Source organism: Escherichia sp. MOD1-EC5950 (genome assembly GCF_002965345.1).
Taxonomy (GTDB): domain Bacteria; phylum Pseudomonadota; class Gammaproteobacteria; order Enterobacterales; family Enterobacteriaceae; genus Escherichia; species Escherichia marmotae.
The window spans coordinates 20613-35303 of sequence record NZ_PTSR01000001.1; the positions used below are offsets into that span (position 1 = coordinate 20613).

At 49.3% G+C, this 14691-nt stretch carries 14 protein-coding genes and 1 riboswitch; of the genes, 6 read left to right on the forward strand and 8 right to left on the reverse strand.

The features are described 5' to 3' along the window. Window positions 1-16: 16 nt before the first annotated feature. Window positions 17-2857, forward strand: a complete 2841-nt coding sequence (gene glnE / locus BEA93_RS00155) for a bifunctional [glutamate--ammonia ligase]-adenylyl-L-tyrosine phosphorylase/[glutamate--ammonia-ligase] adenylyltransferase (RefSeq protein ID WP_010378851.1) — start codon at window positions 17-19, stop codon at window positions 2855-2857. A gap of 47 nt (window positions 2858-2904) precedes the next feature. Further along, on the forward strand, window positions 2905-4338 hold the full coding sequence (hldE, locus tag BEA93_RS00160; protein WP_001517119.1) for a bifunctional D-glycero-beta-D-manno-heptose-7-phosphate kinase/D-glycero-beta-D-manno-heptose 1-phosphate adenylyltransferase HldE: 1434 nt from the start codon (window positions 2905-2907) through the stop codon (window positions 4336-4338). Window positions 4339-4456: 118 nt separating this feature from the next. Here the strand turns inward: hldE and ibsE are convergent, their stop codons facing one another. The 3 genes from ibsE to BEA93_RS00175 all read right to left on the reverse strand — a co-directional run bounded on the left by ibsE (window position 4457) and on the right by BEA93_RS00175 (window position 7072). Then, window positions 4457-4516: a type I toxin-antitoxin system Ibs family toxin gene (gene ibsE, locus BEA93_RS00165; protein ID WP_001387082.1), complete on the reverse strand. Its 60-nt coding sequence runs from the start codon at window positions 4514-4516 to the stop codon at window positions 4457-4459. 238 nt (window positions 4517-4754) lie between these two features. Next, entirely contained in the window at window positions 4755-6416 is a 1662-nt protein-coding gene (locus tag BEA93_RS00170) for a flotillin family protein (RefSeq protein WP_000341014.1), read from the reverse strand. A 26-nt stretch (window positions 6417-6442) separates the two neighbouring features. Further along, entirely contained in the window at window positions 6443-7072 is a 630-nt protein-coding gene (locus tag BEA93_RS00175; protein ID WP_001517116.1) for an OB-fold-containig protein, read from the reverse strand. Between the two features lie 268 nt (window positions 7073-7340). Between BEA93_RS00175 and glgS the strand changes: the two genes are divergently transcribed. After that, window positions 7341-7541 (forward strand): cell surface composition regulator GlgS, encoded by a 201-nt coding sequence (gene glgS, locus BEA93_RS00180; protein ID WP_001517115.1) that lies wholly within the window; start codon window positions 7341-7343, stop codon window positions 7539-7541. 33 nt (window positions 7542-7574) lie between these two features. Here the strand turns inward: glgS and ubiK are convergent, their stop codons facing one another. Beyond that, a complete protein-coding gene (ubiK, locus tag BEA93_RS00185) occupies window positions 7575-7874 on the reverse strand; it encodes a ubiquinone biosynthesis accessory factor UbiK (protein WP_001517114.1) in 300 nt (99 codons plus the stop codon). A gap of 122 nt (window positions 7875-7996) precedes the next feature. Next, a riboswitch (FMN riboswitch) is annotated at window positions 7997-8145 on the forward strand. A gap of 103 nt (window positions 8146-8248) precedes the next feature. Between ubiK and ribB the strand changes: the two genes are divergently transcribed. Further along, a complete protein-coding gene (ribB, locus tag BEA93_RS00190; protein WP_001076995.1) occupies window positions 8249-8902 on the forward strand; it encodes a 3,4-dihydroxy-2-butanone-4-phosphate synthase in 654 nt (217 codons plus the stop codon). A 262-nt stretch (window positions 8903-9164) separates the two neighbouring features. Further along, window positions 9165-9335, forward strand: a complete 171-nt coding sequence (yqiD, locus tag BEA93_RS26025) for a protein YqiD (protein ID WP_000469265.1) — start codon at window positions 9165-9167, stop codon at window positions 9333-9335. 57 nt (window positions 9336-9392) lie between these two features. On the opposite strand, the gene zupT is transcribed toward yqiD, so the two are convergent. Then, on the reverse strand, window positions 9393-10166 hold the full coding sequence (gene zupT, locus BEA93_RS00200; RefSeq protein ID WP_000115865.1) for a zinc transporter ZupT: 774 nt from the start codon (window positions 10164-10166) through the stop codon (window positions 9393-9395). 142 nt (window positions 10167-10308) lie between these two features. On the opposite strand from zupT, the gene ygiD reads away from it, so the two are divergent. Continuing rightward, the gene (gene ygiD / locus BEA93_RS00205; protein WP_061091056.1) at window positions 10309-11097 is read left to right on the forward strand and encodes a 4,5-DOPA dioxygenase extradiol; all 789 of its coding nucleotides are present in this window, start codon (window positions 10309-10311) and stop codon (window positions 11095-11097) included. Window positions 11098-11145: 48 nt separating this feature from the next. On the opposite strand, the gene dsbI is transcribed toward ygiD, so the two are convergent. Genes dsbI through BEA93_RS00220 form a run of 3 tightly spaced genes read right to left on the reverse strand, consistent with a single transcriptional unit; the run spans window position 11146 to window position 14314 of the window. Then, the gene (dsbI, locus tag BEA93_RS00210; protein WP_016262562.1) at window positions 11146-11817 is read right to left on the reverse strand and encodes a protein-disulfide oxidoreductase DsbI; all 672 of its coding nucleotides are present in this window, start codon (window positions 11815-11817) and stop codon (window positions 11146-11148) included. Between the two features lie 14 nt (window positions 11818-11831). Further along, window positions 11832-12500: a thiol:disulfide interchange protein DsbA/DsbL gene (locus BEA93_RS00215; protein ID WP_000040026.1), complete on the reverse strand. Its 669-nt coding sequence runs from the start codon at window positions 12498-12500 to the stop codon at window positions 11832-11834. A 17-nt stretch (window positions 12501-12517) separates the two neighbouring features. After that, entirely contained in the window at window positions 12518-14314 is a 1797-nt protein-coding gene (locus tag BEA93_RS00220; protein ID WP_105225055.1) for an aryl-sulfate sulfotransferase, read from the reverse strand. Between the last annotated feature and the right edge of the window lie 377 nt (window positions 14315-14691).

Consider the following 14691-nt stretch of genomic DNA (forward strand, 5'->3'; position numbering starts at 1 on the left):
AAGGATAAAATCGCGTATGAAGCCGCTCTCTTCACCGTTACAGCAGTACTGGCAGACCGTTGTTGAGCGGCTGCCAGCGCCTTTAGCCGAGGAATCACTTAGCTCACAGGCGAAGTCAGTACTTACCTTCAGTGATTTTGTGCAGGACAGTGTGATTGCGCATCCAGAGTGGTTGGTGGAACTGGAAAGCGAACCACCGCAGGCCGACGAATGGCAGCATTACGCTGCATGGTTACAGAAGGCGCTCAGTGATGTAAACGATGAAGCCAGCTTAATGCGCGAACTGCGGCTGTTCCGTCGGCGCATTATGGTGCGTATTGCCTGGGCGCAAACACTGGCGCTGGTTGCGGAAGAGAACATTTTGCAGCAACTCAGCCATTTGGCGGAGACGCTGATTGTCGCGGCGCGTGACTGGCTGTATGACGCCTGCTGCCGCGAATGGGGAACGCCGTGTAATGCGCAGGGCGAAGCGCAACCGCTGCTGATTTTAGGCATGGGTAAGCTGGGTGGTGGAGAACTGAATTTCTCCTCGGATATCGATCTGATTTTTGCCTGGCCGGAACATGGTTGCACGCAGGGAGGACGCCGCGAACTGGATAATGCTCAGTTCTTTACCCGCATGGGCCAGCGGCTGATTAAAGTGCTGGATCAACCGACGCAAGATGGCTTTGTCTATCGCGTGGATATGCGGCTGCGCCCGTTTGGTGAAAGTGGCCCGCTGGTGCTGAGTTTCGCGGCGCTGGAAGATTATTACCAGGAACAGGGGCGTGACTGGGAGCGTTACGCGATGGTCAAGGCGCGGATTATGGGCGATAGCGATGGCGTTTATGCTAACGAATTGCGTTCGATGCTGCGTCCGTTTGTTTTCCGCCGTTACATCGATTTCAGCGTGATCCAGTCGCTACGCAACATGAAAGGGATGATTGCCCGTGAAGTCCGCCGTCGTGGCCTTACTGACAACATCAAACTTGGTGCCGGTGGCATTCGTGAAATTGAATTTATCGTCCAGGTGTTTCAGCTCATTCGCGGTGGGCGCGAACCGTCGCTGCAATCACGCTCTTTACTGCCAACACTCAGCGCCATTGCCGCGCTGCATCTGCTTTCTGAAAACGATGCCGAACAATTGCGAGTGGCATATCTGTTTCTGCGTCGTCTGGAAAACTTGCTGCAAAGCATTAATGATGAACAAACCCAGACGCTTCCAGCCGATGAGCTTAACCGTGCGCGGCTGGCGTGGGCGATGGATTTCGCTGACTGGTTGCAACTGACCGGAGCGCTGATCGGACATATGACCAATGTGCGCCGGGTATTTAACGAACTGATTGGCGATGACGAAAGCGAAACTCAGGAAGAGTCGCTATCGGAGCAGTGGCGTGAGTTGTGGCAGGATGCGTTGCAGGAAGATGACACCACGCCGGTGCTGGCGCATCTTAGCGAGGATGATCGCAAACAAGTGCTGGCGCTGATTGCCGATTTCCGTAAAGAGTTAGACAAACGTACCATCGGGCCTCGCGGACGTCAGGTACTCGACCATCTGATGCCGCATCTGCTGAGTGACGTTTGTGGGCGTGAAGATGCCGCCGTCACGCTGTCGCGTATTACCGCCTTGTTGGTGGGGATTGTCACTCGTACCACTTATCTTGAGTTGCTCAGTGAATTTCCGGCGGCGCTTAAACATTTGATTTCGCTGTGCGCTGCATCTCCGATGATTGCCAGCCAACTGGCGCGTTATCCATTATTGCTGGATGAACTGCTCGATCCGAACACGCTCTACCAGCCGACGGCGACTGATGCATATCGTGATGAACTGCGCCAGTATTTGCTGCGCGTGCCAGAAGATGATGAAGAACAGCAGCTTGAGGCGTTGCGTCAATTTAAACAGGCACAGTTGTTACGTATTGCTGCCGCGGATATTGCCGGAACACTGCCAGTGATGAAAGTGAGCGATCACTTAACCTGGCTGGCGGAGGCGATGATCGATGCTGTGGTACAGCAAGCATGGGGACAAATGGTTGCCCGCTATGGTAAACCGAATCACCTGAGTGAACGCGAAGGCCGCGGTTTTGCGGTGGTCGGCTACGGTAAGCTGGGGGGCTGGGAGTTAGGCTACAGTTCTGATCTTGATCTGATCTTCCTGCACGATTGCCCGATGGATGTAATGACCGACGGCGATCGGGAAATCGACGGACGGCAGTTTTATCTGCGTCTGGCGCAACGCATTATGCACCTGTTCAGCACACGTACTTCTTCCGGCATTTTGTATGAAGTGGATGCGCGGCTGCGCCCGTCCGGAGCGGCGGGAATGCTGGTTACCTCCACAGAAGCGTTTGCCGATTATCAGAAAAATGAGGCCTGGACGTGGGAGCATCAGGCGTTGGTGCGTGCGCGTGTGGTGTATGGCGATCCACAACTGACAGCGCAATTCGACGCGGTGCGTCGGGAAATTATGACACTGCCGCGTGAAGGTAAAAACCTACAAACGGAAGTGCGGGAAATGCGCGAGAAAATGCGCGCTCATCTCGGCAATAAACATCGCGATCGCTTTGATATCAAAGCCGATGAGGGCGGAATTACCGATATCGAATTTATTACCCAATATCTGGTGTTGCGCTACGCGCATGAAAAACCAAAGTTAACGCGCTGGTCAGACAACGTGCGCATTCTGGAACTGCTGGCGCAAAACGACATTATGGAAGAGCGGGAAGCGATGGCGCTAACCCGTGCTTACACTACGCTTCGCGATGAACTTCACCACCTGGCGTTACAGGAGTTGCCGGGCCATGTGCCGGATGAGTGCTTCACCGCAGAGCGTGAACTGGTGCGGGCAAGCTGGCAGAAGTGGCTGGTGGAGGAATGAAGTGTGATATTATCGCGCGCAAATTTTGAATCTCTCAGGAGACAGGAATGAAAGTAACGCTGCCAGAGTTTGAACGTGCTGGAGTGATGGTGGTTGGTGATGTGATGCTGGATCGTTACTGGTACGGCCCCACCAGTCGTATTTCGCCGGAAGCGCCGGTGCCTGTGGTTAAGGTCAATACCATTGAAGAACGTCCGGGCGGCGCAGCCAACGTGGCGATGAACATCGCTTCTCTCGGTGCTAACGCGCGTCTGGTTGGGCTGACAGGTATTGATGATGCGGCGCGCGCGCTCAGTAAATCACTGGCGGACGTGAACGTAAAATGCGACTTCGTTTCTGTGCCGACGCATCCAACCATTACCAAACTGCGGGTGCTTTCCCGTAACCAACAGCTTATCCGCCTGGACTTTGAAGAAGGTTTCGAAGGCGTCGATCCGCAGCCACTGCATGAGCGGATTAATCAGGCGCTGGGTTCGATTGGCGCGCTGGTGCTTTCTGACTACGCCAAAGGCGCGCTGGCAAGCGTACAGCATATGATCCAATTAGCGCGTAAAGCGGGCGTTCCGGTGCTGATTGATCCAAAAGGTACTGATTTTGAACGTTACCGTGGCGCTACGCTGCTGACGCCGAATCTCTCTGAGTTTGAAGCTGTTGTTGGTAAATGTAAGACCGAAGAAGAGATTGTTGAACGCGGCATGAAACTGATTGCCGATTATGAACTCTCTGCGCTACTGGTAACCCGTTCCGAACAAGGGATGACACTGCTGCAACCGGGGAAAGCGCCGCTGCATATGCCTACTCAGGCGCAGGAAGTTTATGACGTAACTGGCGCAGGCGATACGGTGATTGGCGTGCTGGCGGCAACGCTGGCTGCGGGTAATTCACTGGAAGAAGCTTGCTTCTTTGCGAATGCGGCAGCAGGCGTTGTTGTCGGTAAATTGGGGACGTCCACGGTTTCACCGATCGAGCTGGAAAACGCAGTACGTGGACGTGCGGACACTGGCTTTGGCGTGATGACTGAAGAAGAACTGAAGCTGGCTGTAGCCGCGGCGCGTAAACGCGGTGAAAAAGTGGTGATGACCAACGGCGTCTTCGATATTTTGCATGCCGGGCACGTCTCCTATCTGGCAAATGCCCGTAAACTGGGCGATCGCTTGATTGTCGCCGTGAACAGCGATGCCTCCACTAAACGGCTGAAAGGGGATTCTCGTCCGGTTAATCCGCTCGAACAGCGCATGATTGTACTGGGCGCACTGGAAGCGGTCGACTGGGTGGTATCATTTGAAGAAGATACGCCGCAGCGCCTGATCGCCGGGATCCTGCCGGATCTGCTGGTGAAAGGCGGCGACTATAAACCGGAAGAGATCGCCGGGAGTAAAGAAGTCTGGGCCAACGGCGGTGAAGTGCTGGTGCTCAACTTCGAAGATGGTTGCTCGACAACCAACATCATCAAGAAGATCCAACAGGATAAAAAAGGCTAACTGGAAAGCGGTTCGCAGATCTCGCTTCGTGCCAGGTAGAGCTATTGGCGCTGTTGTTTTTTCAACCTAAGGTAAAGGAACAAGGGTAAGGGAGGATTTCTCTCCCTCTGATGAGTTGTTAGTAAGTCGGGAAACTTAACAGTAACAACACAACCAGTATGATGACGAACTTCATCATAACCCTTTCCTTCTATAAGGCCCCTTCCTTGGGAGGGGCTTTTCCGTTTCAACCCCTTACTGACTCTCCGAGTGTTGATGAGTGACAGACCCCGCACAATGCTTTCTCTGATGCAGTTTGGTCTTCCCCGAGCGGTCACGCAAAACGCTGCAACAGCCTGATCATTTGCACTTTTTGCTGGAACGTAGATATAAAAAATCCCCGGCTTTTTGAGCCAGGGATGTGAATATAAGAAGATTTATTCTACTTTATCTGCGACGGGAATCGATGAAGCCAATGGTGAAGTCAGTGCCGCCAGCGAACCGCCTGAAACACCGATTTCATTAAGTAGAGAGTCAATAAGCGGTGCCTGTGTACGGTAAGAAAGAGCGGCTGATAATGCCTGCTCCGCCAGGTTTCCTCCGCCAACGCTGCCTGATGTCGCATCACCCGCAGCGCCGCCACGATTCAAGCCATCGACCTGAATAATCTTGATACCGTCAATAGACTTCATCGGCTCAACGGATTTCTCGATTACAGCAGGCAGAGACTGCAATAGTGCCAGCTTGAATTTAAGGCTGGTTTGTTCGTCAGAAAGTACGTTGATGGCGTCGTTCAACGCTCGTTGCGCTTCTGCTTCTGCCAGGCCTTTTTTACGCGTAGCTTCGGCTAACTCAACAATGGCTGCCGCCTGCATTTCTGCAGCTTCTTTCTCTGCTTTCGCCCGCACGGTCAGTTCAACTGCTTTGGTTTCCGCATCCTGTGCTGCTGCAATCAGCGCTACCTGCTTGGCACGGTCAGCTTCGGCGGTCTGACGTGTCGTTTCTACGTTTTGCTGGGCGCTTACTGCTTCTGCTAAAGCCAGGTTGGCACGGGCTTCTGCCTGCGATTGTTGTTCCGATTTGGCCGCAATGGCGATCGATTTCGTTTGGTTGGCGATTTCGGTGACTTGTTGCTGTTCGATTTCTTTAATGCGAACTTCACGTTCAGCCTCAACTTTTCTGGAGCGGACGGCCTGCTCGCGGTCGATTTCGGTTTCCTGAATCTGACGTTCAGCAAGAATACGCGTTTGCTCTGCTTCACGCCGACGTTCAGCTTCAAAAGCAGCAATTTTTGCGTTCTGCTCGGCAGTGCGGGTTTTCACCTGCTGCTCCTGCTCAAGGGTCATAAACGCTTCTTGCTGTTCAATTTCCAGCTTCCGCGACAGCGCATCACGGTTTTTTTCACGAACCGCAACTTCTACATCTTGTTCAACCTCGTTACGTTCGCGGCGGCGACGTTCTGTTTCCTGGGTCAGCTTGGTCAAACCCTCAGCGTCAAAGGCATTATTCGGGTTGAAATGTTCTTTGGAGGTCTGGTTAAAGTTGGTGAGTGACACGCTTTCCAGTTCCAGGCCGTTTTTCGATAAGTCTTCTGCAACGGTATTTTGCACTCCCTGAACGAAGTTTTCGCGCGTATCTTGCAACTCATGCATCGTCATTTGTGCCGCTGTCGCACGTAGGGCATCGACGAATTTATCTTCGACCAGCATACGTAAATCTTCAGGCGACAGAGTGCGTTGCCCCAGCGTCTGAGCTGCGGTGGCAATTCCTTCAACTGAAGGTTTTACGCGCACAAAGAAAGCGACAACCACATCGACGCGCATACGGTCTTTCGTGATCAGACTATCAATTGTCGAGCGACTGACTTCCAGTTTCAATGTATTCATATTGATGGGGATTATTTCATGGAAGATAGGCATAACAATTGCGCCGCCGCTCATGACTACTTTTTGCCCGCCTAATCCGGTACGGACAAATGCCTGCTCGGCGGATGCCCGACGATAAAGCCGCGCGAAAATAATACCGATAATAAATAGAATGCATACGGCAACAATCGCGGTAAACATCCATGACGGAACTAAGTTGACAATATCATCCATTATTAAATTTCCTTTTAATTAAATAATTACAATATGTTTGGCCAGGGATTTTTTTCAGCCAAATACCGCGTTGTAGAAAGTCGACAAATAATTAATACTTTATCGCCTTTATTGAAGAATATCCCTTTTTCGGGTTCCAGTAATAAATAGTGTATTTGACCAAATTGATCAGTGAGTTTTCCTTCACAGGGTTTTCCGGAAGAGGCCTGATGACCAGTAATTAATGCCATGCAGCCAATATATTCTTCTTCTGTAATGGCAGTACTATGGTCGCGAGGGATCCAGGGCGCAATCACCTTGCCGGTATAATGCACCATGATAATTGTGAGCAGTAAACTAACTGGAACTACGAACAGGTTTGGGAGTGGTGTTTGCCAGAGCATGACACAGACATGCTGAAGAAGAATGCCAATGAGGCCAAAAAAGCCTGCCAACAGACAGAGGACGACGAGGGCTGGCAGTTTTCCAATATTGAGATAATGAAGTGCCTGGCTAATATTACCTGTGGTTATGGAATCGTAATGATCAAGATGTGCATCAAGAGCGCCGGAGAGCATATGGCCACAGATAATGGCAATAATTTCCAACAAACCGATCAATAGTACAAAGGAAATAGCAAAAAGATAAGGTGCGTTATAGTCGGTAAATAAAATCATCTGTCACTCCATCGTCCATTCAGTGACGCATTGTTTACAATGGTATTGTTTCCTTTCTTACATTTGCCTTTGCTAATAATAACATGTGTTAGTGATGTTTTAAAAGGGGAAGTCCATTAATGTTATTTTTTATTTTTCGATAAAAAGTGTGATCCGAAACAATATATTTACGCACGTTATGTTTAAAGGCACTACACTGATTAAGGAATACTGAAATCAGAAAAAGCATATAGCCTTAAAAGGTATGCGATAACCGGAGGATGTGCTTATGGATCATAGTCTTAATTCTTTAAATAATTTCGATTTCCTGGCGCGTAGTTTTGCCAGAATGCATACTGAAGGCCGCCCGGTCGATATTCTGGCCGTCACCGGTAATATGGATGAAGAACATCGAACCTGGTTTTGCGCCCGCTATGCATGGTATTGCCAGCAGATGACACAGCCAAGAGAACTGGAATTAGAACATTGATATTACGGGCCATTTGGCCCGTTTTTGTTTATTTTATTCAGGCTTATCAACTGGTGGGATAGCTGGTGGAGATTGAGTTTCTGCTGTCGGGGTGCAGCGTGTTTCCAGTTCACTGATGCGCTGTTCCAGCAATGCCAGTTTCTCACGAGTCCGTAACAAGACCTGCGTCTGAACGTCGAATTCTTCACGGCTTACCAGATCGAGACGCGTCAACTGCGCTTGTAGGGTTTGGCGGATTTTCTTCTCCACATCTTCCCCGAACTCCCTGATTCCTTTAGGCATCGATTCGTGAACCTGGCGAGCGATTTGCTCAATTTTTTTCGGGTCAATCATTGTAGTTTCCCTGAACTGATAGGTATTGAGTAACATTGTAGTGCGATAAGAGACAGGCATAAACCAGAATTATGTGAACCTGCAGCGTTGCTGCCGCTAGCCATTAGCGTTATAGTGATCTCGCTTATTCTCAGGGCGGGGCGAAATTCCCCACCGGCGGTAAATCAACATAGTTGAAAGCCCGCGAGCGCTTTGGGTGCAAACTCAAAGGACAGCAGATCCGGTGTAATTCCGGGGCCGACGGTTAAAGTCCGGATGGGAGAGAGTAACGATTCTGTCGGGCATGGACCCGCTCACGTTATTTTGGCTGTATGCCGCCACTCCTAAGACTGCCCTGATTCTGGTAACCATAATTTTAGTGAGGTTTTTTTACCATGAATCAGACGCTACTTTCCTCTTTTGGTACGCCTTTCGAACGTGTTGAAAATGCACTGGCTGCGCTGCGTGAAGGACGCGGTGTAATGGTGCTTGATGACGAAGACCGTGAAAACGAAGGCGATATGATCTTCCCGGCAGAAACCATGACCGTTGAGCAGATGGCGCTGACCATCCGCCACGGTAGCGGTATTGTGTGCCTGTGCATTACCGAGGATCGCCGTAAACAACTTGATCTGCCAATGATGGTAGAAAATAACACCAGTGCCTATGGCACCGGTTTTACCGTAACCATTGAAGCTGCTGAAGGTGTGACTACCGGTGTTTCTGCTGCTGATCGTATTACGACCGTTCGTGCCGCCATTGCCGATGATGCGAAACCCTCTGACCTCAATCGTCCGGGTCACGTATTTCCATTGCGTGCACAGGCGGGGGGGGTACTGACTCGCGGTGGTCATACTGAAGCGACCATCGATCTGGTGACGCTGGCAGGCTTTAAACCAGCAGGTGTGCTGTGTGAATTGACTAATGATGATGGCACTATGGCGCGTGCGCCAGAATGCATTGAATTTGCCAATAAACACAATATGGCGCTGGTCACCATTGAAGATTTGGTGGCGTATCGGCAGGCGCATGAGCGTAAAGCTAGCTGAAAACGGCTGCTTAAACTGGCGCGATAATCAAAGAAACCGAAGCGGTAGCAGGCTTCGGTTTTATTTTGTCTTCACCTGACGGAATGTAAATATCCCCTCTTTTTCTATGAAAAAATTTCACTGATATCAGCCAACCTTTTTCATTATGATCAAAATCATATATTTGTTCCGTTATTATGCGACCATATGAATATATCCGAAAAGGGTATGTGAAATTTATGCGCCAAATGTTTAGTATTGTTAAATATTAAGGGTAAAAAGGATGTTTATCGCCTGGTACTGGATTGTATTGATTGCGCTGGTTGTAGTGGGTTATTTCCTGCATTTGAAACGTTATTGTCGGGCTTTTCGCCAGGATAGAGACGCACTGCTGGAAGCGCGAAACAAATACTTAAACAGTACGAGAGAAGAGACGGCCGAAAAGCTAGAATAGGGCTTTATGGGAGCCAGCAGATGTTGTCCATGTACAGGACAACATCTGAAATTGTTTTTAGCCAATTCCTGCCGTTTGTAGCAGCACTAAACTGAATCCCATCACTGACATTCCGCATAGCACGCCATAGCTCGGGTTATTATTGGGGTCTATCTCTTTCGCTAACGGCATTAATTCGTCAACAGAGAGCGCCACCATAATCCCAGCCACCGCCGCCATAATTGCCGCCATAACGACGGGTGAAATCATGCTGCCGAGGATCAACCACGCCAGAATGCCGCCGAGTATTTCCGCCAGCCCAGAAATTCCCGCCCACAGAATCGCTGTTCGTTTTGACCCCGTAGCTGCATAAACAGGGCCCGCCACTGCCAGACCTTCAGGAATATTGTGTAATGCAACGGCCAGCGCGATGCCAAAGCCCAGTTCCAGATTGCTGCTTGCCGTTACAAAGGTAGCGATACCTTCCGGGAAGTTATGCAGACTGATGCCAAGAGTGAGCAGAATGGCAGTACGCTTGATCGATTTTGGTAACGGTTGCACCGATTTTTGCATTAAATCCTGCGGATGCGCATGCGGTAACATACGGTCCAGACCAAAATAGCCCAGCAGACCAAAGATAAACATCCCATAGCCCAGAACAGGGGACATCCCTTCAGCGGCTAATGCGGCAGGTAGCATCTCCATCAATGAGATAAGCAACATGATCCCCGCTGCAAATCCTAGCGAAAACGCCAGTAGCCGGTTCGAGGGTTTTTGCCCGAGAACGCCGAGAAACGCGCCAATAAACGTGGCTGCCCCCGCCAGTATGGTCAGAATGAGAGGTACTGACATCGACTACTCCTTATAAATCTTCACCTTCAGGCGGATCTTCAAAATAACTGATGATGATCATCATTGTTATCCGGGTTCTTACTCCGCCGAACAAGCGTATTGTGAGGATATCAAAATGACACCTTTAGTTAAGGATATCATCATGTCTTCAACACGTATGCCAGCATTGTTTTTAGGTCACGGTAGCCCGATGAACGTGCTGGAAGATAATCTATATACCCGTAGCTGGCACAAGTTGGGGATGACGTTACCGCGCCCGAAAGCGATTGTTGTGGTTTCGGCTCACTGGTTTACCCGGGGAACAGGAGTTACTGCGATGGAAGCGCCGCCCACTATTCATGACTTTGGTGGCTTTCCGCAGGCGCTTTACGACACTCATTACCCGGCTCCAGGATCGCCAGCATTGGCGCAACGTCTGGTTGAATTGTTAGCGCCAGCCCCTGTCACGTTGGATCAAGAAGCCTGGGGTTTTGACCACGGTTCATGGGGCGTGCTGATTAAGATGTATCCGCAAGCTGATATTCCGATGGTGCAGTTGAGTATCGATAGTACTAAACCCGTCGCCTGGCATTTCGAAATGGGGCGTAAACTGGCGGCGCTGCGCGATGAAGGAATAATGTTAGTCGCCAGCGGCAACGTGGTGCATAACCTTCGCACAGTAAAATGGCATGGCGACAGCTCACCGTATCCGTGGGCGATGTCGTTCAATGAGTATGTGAAAGCGAATTTAACGTGGCAAGGGCCGGTGGAACAGCATCCTCTGGTGAACTACCTGGACCATGAGGGCGGGGCGTTATCGAATCCAACACCGGAACACTATCTACCGCTTTTGTATATTTTAGGCGCATGGGATGGGCAAGAGGCAATTACCATTCCAGTCGATGGCATAGAAATGGGAAGTTTAAGTATGCTATCGGTGCAGGTAGGTTAATAGATGAAGAAAACCGAAGCCAAATTGTTGGCTTCGGTTTGCATTACCTTACTTTCTCAGCAGTTTAAGTCCCCACGCACCGCTCATCACCAGTAGCAGCAACAAACAGAGACCAAAAGCCAACATACAGGCCTGTGCCATGTTCATAAAGTGCCACGGAGGTAGCAGATACCAACCTTCAGATTGCTGATACATCTCCACAAACCACTGCTGCATACTGCTCAGTGTGACGCCATCAGGAACGATTGGCGCATCATAGCCGCAATCCCCGGTAGGCTTGAACCAGTTTGGAGCCCATTGTGCCAGCGGCAGATTAAAGGGAAAAGTGGGATCGGTCGAGCAACCCTGTACGCCAAACAGTGAATCGGGATCCGGGTTATGCACTGCATGATGGATATCGTTCAGTTTGAGCGAAAACTTCAGTCCCATAATGCTGCCGTAAAAGGCCATCACACAGCCAATCAACTTAAGGACGATATTCTTCGGATTAATCGCCGCAACTAATCCACCAATAACCATCACAAACATGGCGTAGCGAATGTAAACACACTGCTCACAGGGTGCCATGTAGAGATAGATCTGGAAGAAAGAGTGCGCCAGGATAATCAGCGCGCCCATCGCAACAGCCATTAACAACCATAAAAAGCGTTGTTCCTGCCATCTTACCAGCGTGTTCACCGGTGAAGTGCTAAGGTCTTTCCACATTCCCTTAATACCCATAGCCTGTTTCCCTGTTATTTGCTTGCTAACTCACGGATAAGGTCTGCCATAGCGTCGATAGATTTAATGCTCTTGGTATAGATCAAGTATTTACCATTGACGACATAGGCCGGAACGCCCTGAATTTTGGCTACGTCATAGGCCGCTTTCCATTTTTCCAGTGTTTCCTGTACCGCAGGCTCTTTCAGTGCGGCGTCAAAATCCGCCTGGCTCATACCTGCGGCATCCAGACCGGTTTTGATAAAAGCAGCCGGATCTTTACCGTCAGACCAGCGTTCTTTTTTGTCGTGATAAGCCGCGTAGTAAGCAAACTTGGCTTTCTTAAACTGCGAGTTAGCATCAAATAAAGAAATGCCGGCCGCTTTATCTTTATTAATCAATACTGCAAAGACTTCGCTTGCCTGCTTACCGTATTCACCTTTGGTTTCCAGATGGAATGGGGTAAAAGCGACGACATCCTTCACTTTCTCCGATACCGGGCCGGTAACTGCTTTGTCATATTTGTAGCAGAACGGGCAGGCATAGCTGAAAACCTTGATCAGCGTTTTGTCGGCGTTCGGAATGGGTTTTTCCAGAACCATATAATCCGTGCCTTCGGTGAAGGCGGAAGCAGTAAATGAAACCGCCAGAGTAGCGGTAAGTAGCACGCTTTTAAGCAGTGATGAGATCCCTAATTTCGACATTTTTATTCCCTTCTTAATTATTTAAACATCTGTTTTGGATGGACTAACAGCGCGCGATAGTGAGTCTGGTTGGGTTTATCAGACAGCACGTCGATTTCCACTTTCACTTCTTTGGTTTTGTAGTCGATTTCGTTCAACTTACCGACGGTAGGCTGACCGACGTCGAACAGATGAATGGAACCGCCGAAGCCGAACATGGTGTTACGGTCGGCCTGATATTCGATGATGGAGGTGATTGGGCTATAGAAATCGTAACCGCGTTCTTTACCGTATTCCCAAACTTGCTGAACAGTACCTTTCTTCTCATCAATCTTATATTCCACGAAGCGTGAATATTTCATGGTCGGTAAGGCGGGCTGTTCCAGATGGCGACCGTCGCCATTATCAAAGATAGTGAGCGTACCTTTGCTGGAGATCCATGCGGTATGTTGGGTGTAGGTGAAGTCGAAATCCGAGTTTTCACATAAGCCATTTTCGTTACAGGCGATAGGTTTACCATTGGCATCCACAGGTTTCAGCAGTTTGCTGGCCAGCGGTTTTTCCCAGCCTTTGGATGGTGCAAGGATCCATTTCACTTGCTTATCACGACCAATCTTCGCTACGCCCTGATGACGTGAGGAGAGAATAATTGAGTCATCTTTGGCGTCATATGCGATGGAGTTAACGTGCGCCCAGTTACGGCCTGGTCCTACACCCAGAGCGTCACCGAACGGTGTATCCGGTTCCAGTTTTGCCTGCTGACCCGCGTGGGCCAGATCAACGTTAACGCAAACTGCGCCGGCATCCAGTGCGCCAAGCAGAGCATCACGTTTCGGATCGAGGATCTTTGTCAGATCCCATACATCGACAACGCGACCCGATTTATCGACTTCAAGAATGTGATCACGAATGGTCGTGACGTGTATGCCATCATCGCGACGGTAGTTGCTCTTGCCTACGCGCAGCAGTACCGTGCCGTTAGGCGTCTCAATGGATTCATGGGTAGCGTCAGCGAATCCACGCGGCAGTTTGTGATCTTCCAGCACCTGGCCCATCATGTCGAACTCATACCAGTGCTGGCCTTGTACTGCGGTAAAGGTGCCACGCGGTGTTTCGCGGATACCCATCAGATAACCACGTTTGTTGATGTTGCGGTCACGGCCATCATAGAAGGTGTCTTGATCCAGCCACCAGCGATATTCACCTTCGGTATCGACAATGAAGGTAAAGGGGGCGATATCAAAAGGCAGTGCACCGGTTGCCGGGCCTGCATCGAGGATACCGGCATTTTTATCTTTTTCGCCGTGCCAGTGGAGATCGGAACCTTGTGCGGTAAAGGTATGGGTATTAACCAGATAGAGGCGGTCTTCAAAACCGGGGGCGACTTTAACAACTTTGGTCTGCTGTAGATCGGAGATGGAGCGGTTATCCATGTAATTGTTGACGATGGCTGAAGTCTGCACCACGTAGTCATCTTTCATGGCTTTGCCGTTTTCTTTCCATTCAACGGTCACTTTGTTTGCAAATTTCTGATAAAGACCAAAAATCGGTACGCCATCATAAGTTTTTAGTGACTCCTGACCCACGGGATAGCTGATTTCAACGCCTTTTTCGCCCTTACCGTGGACGGTAACTTTGACGTCTGAAATGACGTGACTGTCTAAATTAACCACAGCGGTCAGAGGTGCATTACCGTAGGGATCAACGATGACAGCACCGAGTTGCCCGGCTGGTGGCGCTGGTTTAAAACCTGCAGCCATCACGCCAGTTGCAGATAAACCCAGAGCTAATGCCACAGTTCCGGCTACCAGTGTTTTTCTGTATTTATCAAACATGGATATATCTCCTTATATAACGCAAATATATAATAATGATGAATATCGACTGTTGAGATAGGACTAATAAATTCATTTTATGAATGAAGATGCAGGTTAAATAAATAGTGAGAATGTTTTTGTTGTTTTTTAATATATTGTCATTCTCTGAAATGAATATTTATCTTTAATGGATAGTAGGGTGGCGATATATCAATAACAATATTCAATATTGTGTAGTGTGATCTCTGCGGCATTGTTTTTTTATTATTAAATCAAATTTTAATGTGATAAAAACAAAATATTTAAGAAATATCAGTGACTTGTATTATGATTTCTTTACTTGTTTTAATTACAAAACCGTCTGTATATGACGATTTTACATTAGATTGATTATT